This window comes from Clostridium sp. OF09-36 (assembly GCF_003481985.1).
Taxonomy (GTDB): Bacteria; Bacillota; Clostridia; order Lachnospirales; family Lachnospiraceae; genus Brotaphodocola.
Genome location: NZ_QUMD01000003.1, coordinates 182,857 through 194,834, shown reverse-complemented (window position 1 = coordinate 194,834; position 11,978 = coordinate 182,857). Strand labels below are relative to the sequence as shown.

9 protein-coding genes and 1 pseudogene are annotated in these 11,978 nt (G+C 49.7%); all 10 read right to left on the bottom strand.

The features are described from left to right. Positions 1-27: 27 nt before the first annotated feature. The 10 genes and pseudogenes from DXA97_RS04240 to DXA97_RS04195 all read right to left on the bottom strand — a co-directional run bounded on the left by DXA97_RS04240 (position 28) and on the right by DXA97_RS04195 (position 11,837). Positions 28-1,032: an MBL fold metallo-hydrolase gene (locus tag DXA97_RS04240; RefSeq protein WP_118718690.1), complete on the bottom strand. Its 1,005-nt coding sequence runs from the start codon at positions 1,030-1,032 to the stop codon at positions 28-30. Positions 1,033-1,186: 154 nt separating this feature from the next. Next, on the bottom strand, positions 1,187-2,209 hold the full coding sequence (locus tag DXA97_RS04235) for an electron transfer flavoprotein subunit alpha/FixB family protein (RefSeq protein ID WP_118718689.1): 1,023 nt from the start codon (positions 2,207-2,209) through the stop codon (positions 1,187-1,189). A 29-nt stretch (positions 2,210-2,238) separates the two neighbouring features. Beyond that, positions 2,239-3,036 (bottom strand): electron transfer flavoprotein subunit beta, encoded by a 798-nt coding sequence (etfB, locus tag DXA97_RS04230; protein WP_118541787.1) that lies wholly within the window; start codon positions 3,034-3,036, stop codon positions 2,239-2,241. A gap of 20 nt (positions 3,037-3,056) precedes the next feature. Next, positions 3,057-4,201: pseudogene (locus tag DXA97_RS04225) on the bottom strand (acyl-CoA dehydrogenase family protein). Between the two features lie 68 nt (positions 4,202-4,269). Then, a complete protein-coding gene (locus DXA97_RS04220) occupies positions 4,270-5,886 on the bottom strand; it encodes an AMP-binding protein (RefSeq protein WP_182436793.1) in 1,617 nt (538 codons plus the stop codon). Between the two features lie 115 nt (positions 5,887-6,001). Continuing rightward, positions 6,002-7,246: a CaiB/BaiF CoA-transferase family protein gene (locus tag DXA97_RS04215; RefSeq protein WP_118718687.1), complete on the bottom strand. Its 1,245-nt coding sequence runs from the start codon at positions 7,244-7,246 to the stop codon at positions 6,002-6,004. 42 nt (positions 7,247-7,288) lie between these two features. Beyond that, positions 7,289-8,413: a hypothetical protein gene (locus DXA97_RS04210; RefSeq protein WP_118718686.1), complete on the bottom strand. Its 1,125-nt coding sequence runs from the start codon at positions 8,411-8,413 to the stop codon at positions 7,289-7,291. Positions 8,414-8,540: 127 nt separating this feature from the next. Beyond that, complete coding sequence (locus tag DXA97_RS04205) at positions 8,541-9,650, bottom strand: 2-hydroxyacyl-CoA dehydratase family protein (protein WP_118718685.1); 1,110 nt, start codon at positions 9,648-9,650, stop codon at positions 8,541-8,543. Between the two features lie 2 nt (positions 9,651-9,652). Next, positions 9,653-10,888, bottom strand: coding sequence for a 2-hydroxyacyl-CoA dehydratase family protein (locus tag DXA97_RS04200; RefSeq protein ID WP_118718684.1), 1,236 nt, complete (start codon positions 10,886-10,888; stop codon positions 9,653-9,655). A 169-nt stretch (positions 10,889-11,057) separates the two neighbouring features. Then, positions 11,058-11,837: an acyl-CoA dehydratase activase gene (locus DXA97_RS04195; protein ID WP_118718683.1), complete on the bottom strand. Its 780-nt coding sequence runs from the start codon at positions 11,835-11,837 to the stop codon at positions 11,058-11,060. Positions 11,838-11,978 lie beyond the last annotated feature (141 nt).

Genomic DNA, 11,978 nt, shown 5'->3' with positions numbered 1-11,978 from the left:
AAAAAAGAAGCTTTTAAAAGAAAAATCTCACGCTCTGTAGCATATCCCCTGTTCATCCTCTACCGGACGGACCTTGCCTTCTGCCTTCAGATGGTCCAGATGCGCCAGACATTCTCCCAGCGCAAACCAGCGCTGTGCCGCAGGAAAGTCATCCCAGCCTTTGCTGCGGATTTTCCAGTGCATCCTGCCTGTGATCTCATACAGGCAGGGTCTCACGCCCGGCTCACTCTGCAGTGCTTTTACGATCTGTAAGCATTCCGCCAGTCTCCGCTCATGGTGTGCCTTGAGCGCCAGAATGCGCTGCTTCATATCGCCGGCTTCCCGGTGCGAGGGAAGCGGAATGGAGACCTCATACGGGTAGATCTTATCCAGGCTCTTTAAATAATCTCCCAGGGAATCCTCCACACCATCCCAGTCTGTAATGTTCGGCGTAATGTCAAACAGCACATGGTCTCCCAGGATCATGGCACCGGTATTTAAGATTTCAAAGCACAGATGCCCCGGCGTATGTCCCGGTGTCCAGACCGCCCGGACCTGGTAACGTCCGGCCGGAAGCACGGCCCCATCCTCCAAAAGCGTGTAGCCGGTAAAGGAAAGCGGGGCAGCCATCGTCCGGGACGGCGTGCAGGCAAGCATTGCCTGGATCATATCCTCACTGATCCCATGCTCCCGGAAACGCGCAGTTTTATTTCCCTGCAGGCTCCCATCCATATAGCGGTGATCGATCCGGCTTACAAAAACCTTTCCTCCCGGAGCGGTCAGATCTGCCACATTTCCACTGTGGTCTGCATGCAGATGCGTCAGAAGAATGTCGGTATCCTCCATGGAAACGCCTAAAAGCCCAAGTCCTTCCAACACAGCAAGGCGACACCCCTCTGTGCGAAAGCCCGTGTCTACCAGAAGATTCCGCTCCCCGGCTTCCTTTCTTCCACGGAAAAGATAACAATTTAATTCCTTTAAAGGATTTCCTGCCAGAGGAACCGGAATCCGGAACACCTCCGGCAGTACCTCCCTGATATCATCCCCAGTCATGATGTTTTCCTCCTAGTGTCTTATAAACTGCCTGCCGCGAAACTACAGCGCACAAAACGCGCCAGAGCATAGTTTCGTACCCGGCACGTTTCCTATGCAGCAAAGGGCGGGACACAAACGCATCCCGCCCCTTTGATAAAGGTTCCTTTTAAAATCAGTCTTTTGCTTCTACCTTGTCCAGCTCTTCGATGATTGCCGGGATCACTTTGTACAGATCTCCTACAATACCTACGTCTGCGATCTCGAAGATCGGAGCAGACTCGTTGGTGTTGATGGCAACGATCAGCTCAGAGTCCTGCATACCTGCTACGTGCTGGATTGCTCCGGAAATACCGCATGCAAAGTATACCTTCGGTTTTACGGTGGTACCGGTCTGTCCTACCTGGTAGGAATGATCGATCCAGCCTGCATCTACTGCTGCACGGGAAGCTGCTACTACGCCGCCCAGCTTATCTGCCAGCTGCTTTAATAAGTCAAAGCCCTCCGGCTTGCCAAGTCCCATACCGCCAGATACGATGATCTTTGCGTCGGTCAGGGAAACAGTCTCTTTTAAGCTCTTAACGATCTCCAGAACCTTGGTACGGATCTCGCCTTCCTTAAAGGAAACGTTTAATTTTATAACCTCACCCTTACGGCCTGCCTGGTACTGTGCTTTCTCCATAACACCAGGACGTACGGTAGACATCTGCGGTCTGTGATCCGGGCAGATGATGGTTGCCATTAAGTTTCCGCCGAATGCCGGACGGGTCTGCTGAATCTTCTTATCGGTCGGGTCGATCTCCAGCTTGGTGCAGTCTGCAGTCAGACCAGTGTTGCAGTTAACTGCCAGACACGGGCCAAGGTCACGTCCGATATGTGTTGCACCTAACAGAACGATCTCCGGTTTGTATTCCTCAATTGCCTTGCCAATGGTAATGCTGTAAGCGTCGGTACGGTAATCCTTTAATTCCGGATCATCTGCCAGATAAACCTTATCTGCGCCATATGCAAACAGCTCATCGGTCAGTCCTCCTACGTTTTCGCCAAGAAGTACGGCACACAGCTCACATCCAACTGCGTCAGCCAGCTTGCGGCCCTCTCCGAGCAGCTCGATTACTACCGGCATGATCTTGCCTTCTCTCTGCTCTGCAAATACCCATACGCCTTTGTAGGCGCTTAAATCCTTTACGTCTGCCATTTCTTCGTACCCTTTCCTTTCACTTGTGCTTAGATGTAATGCTTCTCGACCAGTTTGCCTACAAGCTTTGCACCCATCTCCTGAATGCTGCCCTCAAGCATTTCGCCCTTGCCCTTCTGCGGCGGGGTGAAGGAACGGAATACACGGGTAGGAGAAGCTTTCAGTCCACAGTCTGCCGGATCCAGGTCAACTGCAACGTGATCCCATACGGTGATCTCTTTCTGGTAAGCATCTACGATACCGCCAATGCTCATGTATCTTGGGGTATTTAACTCTTTCACTGCAGTCAGCAGGCACGGCATGCCAACCTCGATGACCTCGTAGCCATCCTCAAGCTGTCTCTGTACGATAACCTTGTCGCCTTCTACTTTGTAATCCTGTACATAGGTAACAACCGGAACACCAAGTCTCTGGCCGATCTGCGGTCCAACCTGAGCGGTATCACCATCGATTGCCTGACGGCCAGCGAAGATGATGTCAACCTTGCCCAGCTCATTGACCTTGCGGATACCAGCTGCGATGGTGGTAGAGGTTGCGCAGGTATCTGCACCACCGAATACACGGTCGCTTAACAGATATGCTTCATCAGCGCCCATTGCCAGGCACTCACGCAGCATGTAGGTTGCCTGAGGCGGTCCCATGGTCAGGACTGCAACAGAGGTTCCCTCCGGGTCTTTATCCTTTAACTGGAGAGCTGCCTCCAGTGCATTTGCATCATCCGGGTTTAAGATACTCGGAACACCCTCACGGATCAGGGTTCCCTTAACCGGATCAATCTTTACTTCTGTGGTGTCTGGCACCTGTTTTACACATACTAAGATTTTCATTATGGTCTGCTCCCTCCTAATTACTTCAGTAATTTACCAGAAATTACCATCTGCTGTACCTGGCTGGTTCCTTCGTAGATCGTGAATACACGACAGTCACGGAACATACGCTCAATCTTGTAGTCCTTGATGAAGCCATATCCACCATGGATCTGAACAGTCTTTGCAGCGATCTCGTTGCAGACCTCAGATGCATAGAATTTTGCATGGAAGCTGCCATGGAAGCATCCTGACCATTATCGATCAGCCATGCAGTCTTGTAAACCAGGTTCTTGGCTGCCTCAAGCTTGGTTGCCATCTCAGCCAGCATAAATGCGATTGCCTGGAATTTTGCGATCGGACGGCCGAACTGCTTTCTCTCTTTTGCGTATTTGATTGCTTCGTCGAGACAGCCCTGTGCAACACCGATAGACTGGGCAGCAACACCCATACGTCCGGTATCCAGAGTCTTCATTGCATTGATGAAGCCCTTGCCCTCCTGGCCAAGCAGGTTGTCTTTATGTACGCGTACGTTCTCCAGAATGATATCACTGGTTGCGCAGCCTACAACACCCATCTTCTTCTCTGGCTTACCACAGGATACACCCTCCTGCTTCATGTCTACGATGAATGCGGAAATACCCTTGGTTCCCATGCTCATATCGGTCTTTGCATATACAACAGCCCAGTCAGCAAGAGGTGCCATGGTGATGAAGGTCTTACGGCCATTCAGGATGTAGTAATCACCGTCTTTTACTGCAGTGGTCTGCATGCCGCCTGCGTCAGAACCAGCTCCCGGCTCTGTCAGTGCGAAGCAGACTTTCTTTTCTCCGGTTACGACCGGACGTAAATATTTCTCCTTCTGCTCAGCGTTTCCAGAAAGAAGGAACGGACCGCCGGAAAGGGAGTTCGGGGAGGAAACATAGATACTTGCGACACCGGATACTCTCGCGATCTCTTCCATTACGATAACGTAGGAACGGGCATCTCCACCCTGTCCACCGTACTGTTTCGGAACCTTAATTCCAAAGAAACCGGCTTTTGCCATCTTGTCGAGGATTTCCTCTGGGAAAACCTCCTCCTCCTCGACTTTATCGAGGACTTCTTTTGTCAGCTCTGTCTCTGCAAATTCTCTTGCCAGCTTTCTGACCAACTCATGCTGCTCTGTGAAAAATGCGTCTGCCATCTTGCTCTATTTCCTCCTTTATGTTGTTATGTATCAAAACCGGATTTCTCCGGCAATACGCTTACCTGTTAGTGCGCCTCGCAGGCTTCCCGCTGCTTTGCCGCACGCGCTGCCGCCTCCCGGCGCAGCTCCTTTAGATCAATTTTACCGCTTGCATTCATTGGGAATGCATCGAACCAGAATACATAGGCCGGAACCTTATAGTCTGCCAGACGATTCTTTAAATAGGAAAGCATCCGTTCCTGGTTTATACGGGCTCCCGGTCTGGCGATCACACATGCTGCGATCTCCTCCTGGAGTACCTGGGCCGGAACGCCTACCACCTTAACGTCTGCGATGCCTTCATACCGGCGGATCGCATGCTCGATCTCTCGCGGGGAAATATTTTCCCCGGCCCGGATGATCATCTCCTTGATGCGCCCGGTGATATGAAGCTCTTTTCTTTCATCAAAATGACCGACATCTCCGGTTCTGAGCCAGCCGTCCTCCGTGAAGACCTTTGCATTGGCCTCCGGCAGATTGTAATAGCCCATCATGACATTATAGCCACGCACCTGAATCTCACCATCTTGCCCGTCTGCTACCAGGGCACCGCTGTCCAGATCCATGATCCGGGTCTCAACATGCCCGATCACATGTCCGGCGGATACTGCCTTGACTTCGTTTGGATCGTCCCAGTCTGCGATCGCAATACAGGGCGATGTCTCTGTCTGGCCATATGACGGCTGAAGATGCATATGCGGGAATCTCCTGCAGATCTCCAGAAAATCCTCCGGCGTGCACGGTGACCCGGCAATAATGCCCGACTTCAGCTTCGGAGCCTTCCGCTGTGCATACTGCGGTTTGCGGATCAATGCAAGAAACATGCTGGGGACACCATTTAAGATGGTGCATTCATACTTTTCAATGGCATCCCATACATGGGCCGTCCTGAAATACGGGATCAGGCACATGTCCATTCCTCCTGTGATACAGGCGATCACCCCGGCTGTTATGCCAAAGCAATGAAAGAGCGGGACAGTAATGCACATTTTATCGGATGCTCCCCAGTGCATCGCCTCTACCATGGCGCGGCTGTTATTGATCAGCTGCTCATGGCTTAAAAGAATTCCCTTAGGAAGCGAGGTTGTTCCGGAGGTAAAGATCATGCAGGCTGCATCTTCCGGTTTTACCCGGCTCTCTAATTCCAGGATATGGCTTCTTGTCTCAGCAGAACGCTCCCTGTTTCCAAAGCTTTCCACGCTCATCCAGGTGCCTGCTTCCCTCTCATCTAAATGAAGGAAACGCTTTACCTTTGGCGTATCCTGCCGGATCCGGGCGATCACATCGTCGTAAACAATGTCTTTACATCCCATTCCGCAAAACACATATTCTACATCGGAATAATTTAAAATGCCCTTCAGTTCTTCATCCCGGTAACAGGTATTGATCAGGACAGGCACAGCTCCGATCTTCACCAGTGCAAGGAAGGTAAATACCCAGTTCGGGCTGTTGAGACTCCAGATCCCCACATGGGTTCCCCGGGTGACTCCCATTTTGTCCAGCCGGCCTGCCAGCAGGCCGGAAACTTCATCTAACTGGGCAAAATCACAGCTCCATCCAAACATTTCCATTGCGGTATGGCTTCCGATGACAGCTGCCTGTTCTTTCAGATACTGTCCGATTGTTTTTTTCATCAGTTCCATGATATCTCCAACTTGTATACAAGTCATTGCCGCACAGAGGGCTGCCGGACTTATGAAGTCCGTACAGCCCTGTTTCCTTATTCAGATGATAAGGAACACTTACTCATTTTATTTCTTATTCTGCTTTTTTCGGATCTTCCCAGATATAAAGAGTTCCGTTTGCTTTCAGTGCATCAATCTGCTCATCATTATAACCGATTTCCTTCAGAACATCAACACCCTGCTCACCGATTAACGGTCCACGTCTGTAATCCGGAACACCCATATTTTCAAACTTAACAGGTGTACGAACCAGTCTTCTGGTATTGCCATTAGAATAGGTCATATCGTAGAAGCAGTGATTTGCTTCTGCCTGCTTATCGTTACGGATCTCGATCCAGTTCTGGCACAGTGCGAACGGAATATCTGCTGCAGTCAGGATTTCTCTCCATTCTGCTGCGGTCTTCTTTTCGAAAGCTTCCATAACAATATCATAAACTTCCGTAGTCAGACCCTTTTCCTGACAGGTCAGGATCGGGAAGTAATTCTCATTCTCTACCAGATCCTCACGGCCTACTGCTGCAATGAACTTCTTGTAATAAGTGTTGTAATCCGGCATACAGGTCTGAATATAACGGTCATCTGCAGTATGCCATGCGGAGTTGAACGGGTTAGCACCATTGCGGATGTTGATTGGATACTGCTGTGCAATACCTTCATAGTTGGATGCCTGAACCATCATGCCCATGTTGTATACAGCACTCTCAAACAGGGAGGTCTCAACCTTCTCACCGACACCCTTGGTCTTTGCCTGATATAATGCAGCCAGAATACCGGCTACCAGGTTCATACCTACGTTGTGGTCACCGACACCAGGTGCACCGTTAAACGGAACATCGCTTCTCTGACGCAGAGTCTCAAAGTATCCACCTCTTGCAAAGAATGCGGTAAAGTCAAATCCCGGAAGATCCTTATCCGGACCATACTCACCATAACCGGTACAGATTGCATAAACCAGCTTCGGATATCTTTCCTTTAAGGTTTCATAGTCAAGACCAGCTCTCTGAAGAGCCTGTACGCGCCAGTTGGTGATCAGGACATCTGCGGAATCCAGCAGCTTGAAGAATGCCTCCTTGCCCTCCGGAGTTTTCATGTTCAGGGAGATACATCTCTTATTGCCATTCTCCAGATCCCAGGTTGTATTCTCATACATATCTAACGGACGTCCCTCAGACGGAGCGGTATATCTTAACGGATCACCCTTTGCGGACTCAATTTTAATAACATCCGCTCCAAGGTCAGCCATAAATCTGCCTGCGGTTGCCGCAGCGATAAAGGTTGCCAGCTCAATAACTTTTACACCTTCCAATGGTTTGCTCATTTTATGTTACACTCCTTTTTTGAATTATAATGTTCCAGAATCTCAATCTTTGGTATCGAACTTGGTAGCTACCATATGTACCAGATACGGGATCATGATAACCGGGATGGTTAAGTATCCAAGGTACTTATAGCCAACTGCAACGATCTTGTTCAGGCCAAGCTGTGCGATACCGAATGCTACTACGGTACAGATCAGGGTGACAATGATAACCTTTGCGCCCGGTTTTGCAGTCGGGTCAAAGTTTTTGTCCAGAGAAGAACATACACGGTTTGACATACCTGCGATCATGTTTACTGCAGTAGATACGGAGCCAAGTACGATCAGGATGGAAATGATCGGACGAAGGACACCCGGTGCTACGCCTCTGTTTACCAGGATCAGCAGCGGAATGCTCTCGGTTGCGAAGTTCGGATCATTTGCGATTGCCATCAGACCAACAACAGCCATCAGGCAAATCAGAACGTTTACGAAAAATCCCTGAACCATAGAGGTCTTCGCGTCATCCGGAGATGCGAACGGTTTTGCGTGCTGTACTAACAGACCGATGGATGCCAGCTGGAAGGCTGCATATACGAAGCCGATCCACAGTGCCTTGCCAAACGGTGCCGGATTTGCCATGCTCGCGGAAATGTTTGCGGAAATATCACCCCACTGTGCGATGATATTCGGAATATAAACGATCAACAGTCCCGCAACAATCAGTACCGATAAAGTAGCAGCCACTTTACGTACTACGTTGGTGCCATATACAGCTACCGCAAAAATAAAGATTCCTACAAAGATCGTTCCAACCCAGTGATTAATGCCAAACGCACTTTCCATAGTGCTGACGCCGGTTGCGAATGCTGCTGCCGGAGCTACGCAGATCGTCACAATATATACCAGCTCATACAGATTGGAAAAAATCGGTGCGTACTTGCCGTAAAAACTGTTGTTAAAGCTTCTGTAATCGTATACCTCATGCTTTTTTGCATATTTCAGTGCATACCACTGGAAAAAAGCACCCAAAAACTGAGTCATGATACAGGTTACGAATGCCCAGATTCCGAACTGTACGAAATACTGACGAAGCTGGTTGCCTGATGCAAAACCGCCGCCGAACTGTGTCGTAAACCACACAAATGCAACACCTACTGTTACGGACATTTTATCTTTACTGATCATAATGTCTTCCCCCTATTTTTTTCTGCAGATCCTGTTCTATGAAAGGCTTCCCGCCTGACATAGTTCCCACAGTTTCTTTTATATCGCAAAGCGGACGATTCCGGCCCGCCTCTCGATCAACATTTTGTTACAGCATTTCCTTGAACGCCTGGATCATGGTGGCTGCCTGCTCGTAGTTTACCATCTGGCGGTCAACCTCGATATTTAAGTTCATGAGACCTGCTTTCTCACATGCTCTCTTGATCGGAACGTAATCGAACTCTTCCGGATCACAGAACTTGGTCATCAGAACGATGATGCCTTTTGCATTGTGTGCCTTTGCCTGCTCAACAATGTAATCCACACGTTTCTTTTCTTTATCATAAAGCAGTGTGCAGTTGTCCATGTTTGCGAATTTCTGTGCAAGGGCATCGACCGGATTTGCCATCTCCGGAGTATCGGTACGGTACTGTCTGGTCTCGTCTGCAACATCATCTGCAACGATCTGGATACCGTTCTCATCGAAGATCTTTAACAGGCCAGGAGCATCTGCCAGGATACCGCTTACCAGAACGCGTGCGGTGCGGGTGCTCTTCGGTCCGGCTAAGAGCTCTGCAGTCAGCTCTTTTACGATCGCGGTGTGCTCCTCCGGAAGCATGAACCATGCACTCTTGAATACATCGCTTCTCTCTGCTGCTGTGATATCTGCATCTGCTGCAGCCTCGGAGAATGCTCTCATTGCTGCGTTGTGCTCGTTGTATACCTTAATGGACTCAGCCAGTGCAAACTCAGAGAACTGTGCTCCGGTTGCAACGGTCAGGTCGTTGATGACTCTCTCGTAGCCAGCCTTGGTGAACTTAATACCGAAGTCCGGTTTACGGTTCTGCGGATAAGTCATCGGGATGAACGGAATGTCTTTTACTGCATATTTCCAGTTCTGTCCCAGAGTTTTTAAGGAGTCACACAGAGACGGAATGATGATAGCGGAAATACCTTTGTACTCACCCTTGATTCCTAACTCCAGAATGGTCTGCATAATGGAGCAGATGAATGCCGGATAATATTTTTTCGCCTCGTTGATCTCCATGTCTGCGCCCCAGACACCCATCGGTACCAGACCCATGGAATGAACGATCTCCTGCGGTGTATAATAGGTTACTGCAACGACTTTCTTTCCCTCAGCCAGATATTTGTCAAGCTGTTTTCTGGGATTTGCAGCAACTTCATGAAGCTGTGCTAATAATTCCTTTGCTGCCATCTCTATTTCCCTCCTTTATTTGCTTCCATGATCTCTGTCAGGCCCTGTACACGGGTATCGTACTGTGCCTCAGAGAAGTTTCTCGGATCAGCCTGGTCGCCATCGAAGGAAACAACCGGGATGCCGCATGCCTCGCCGATCTGACGGCTCATCTCCGGCATGAATCCGGACCACAGCTTGCAGGAGCGGTTGGTATGTACTAACAGACCTTCTACATGGTTATCCTTGCAGAGCTTGATACGTTTGTCTCTGGAATGCTCAAGGTTCATGGCATTCGGAACGTTTGCGTATGCACGGCACATTCCGTCAAAGTCATCGTAGATGAAGCCGAATGCGTCAGCATAAATGGTAGTTACCATGTTGATGCCTCTGCCCTTTAAGCCGGTAGAGGTAACACGCAGCCACGGCCAGCATGCAATACCTTCGAACATGATACGGTATTTCTCTTCTGCGCGGAAAGTGGAAGTGCCCTTTTCATGGTTCTCTTTGTACTCTTTTAACAGGGTTTCCATAGCGTCGCCTGCCTCTTCTTTACCACGTGCGGTAACCATAACTGCCATGTGGTTTAACAGGTCAAATCCGTTGAACGGAGATGGAACATATTTTGCCTGGGAGGTTGCCTCGATCCATGCGCGGCTTGCGCGTCCGGAGGAAGCCATAACCTCTTTGAAGCGCTCATCGCTCCATTTCTTGCCGGTATACGCTTCCAGACCATGGATAACATCCCAGAACTGAGCCTTGATGTACTCGGTCTCCGCATCGGATACCTCGTAATCCGGGTTGAACGGAATATCGATCATGAACATCGGGATATTCAGTTCTTTTGCAAGGTTCTCATACCATTTGATCATACAGTTACAGATGTTGTTGCAGCAAAGTACGAAGTCCGGCATCGGCATATCCTGCTCAGGAGCGGATTTCAGTTTTGCATAAGCAAGGGAGATACGTGCGTATGCGCAGATATCGTTGGAGTAGCCATCGCCCTCTGCTTCGTTACACATTCTCTCGCCGCCGCCTCTTGCTGCAATGCCGGCTGCCTGGTTCTCCGGGTAGCAGACATACAGGCCAAGTGTTTCCGGGATCTCTACCGGGAAGTTACTTGCGCACCAGCCAACCATCTCTCCGCGTTTCTTGGCCTCCATTGCATCACTGTAAGCCTTTGCCGCGATCTGGCCCAGCTTATACTTTGCCGAGTTCGGATCTGGAGCCGGTCTGCTCTTTTTTACTTCTTCAGCCATTGTGAAAAACCTCCTTTATACATTTTCGTTTTTGTTTCCTGAAATAGGTTTTTGCATTGCCGTTTCCGGTAATGCCTTCTGGCCGTCCGCGCGTCTTGCGGCGCCTGTCCGGTCTGTATATCAGCCCGCGTTCCTCCGCAAAGGAACGCGTTAAGCTTTCTTAAATAACTTATGCCTGGGCAGATTTCCCATATGCGTAGATCGCTGCACCAAGAGCTCCAAGCTCCTGTGCACGCTTGTCGTAGTAGATCTCCACGCCAAGCTCCTTGGCCATCGCATTTCTGACTCCGCCATTCTGTGCAACACCGCCGCTCATGCAGACCTCCTCACGGACGCCCACACGCTTTGCCAGGGAAGCAACCCTGGTTGCCACGGATTGGCAGATTCCTGCGACCAGATCCGGGATGTCCGTTCCTGACGCCAGCTGGGAAATAACCTCAGACTCCGCAAATACGGTACAAGTGCTGGAGATGCTGGCCGGCTTTACAGCCTTTGCAGCCTCTGTTTCCAGCTGGGAAATATCGAGCTTTAAGATATTTGCCATAACATCGAGGAAACGTCCGGTTCCTGCTGCACATTTGTCGTTCATGACGAAGTTTACCATGCGTCCCTCTTCATTTAAAGAAAGGACCTTAGCATCCTGACCGCCGATATCAATGACGGTTCTTGCACCCGGACATACAAAATGAACACCCAGGGCATGGCAGGTCAGCTCACTGACCTGGTAATCTGCACCGTCGTAGGTCTGGCGGCCATAGCCGGTTGCCACTGTGCAGGCCATGTCAGCCTGTGTAAGACCACTCTCCTTCATGACATTGTCGAGTGCCTGGCTGACACCATCTGTTCCAACGGTAGCTACTACGATCGAGGATGCCACAATTTCTGCCCCATCCTTCAGGATGACGGCCTTAGAGGTTGTGGATCCGATATCAATTCCCAGTGTATACATAACTGACACCTCTTCAAAATTTTAAATGTTACCGCTCGCGTGTTATAGTTGTTAAAAATTAAACAAGTTTGAGCAAATAAAAATGACGTCACCTGTGTGGCTTACTTTTGGTATTCTAGTATACAAGATAAACGTCATAAA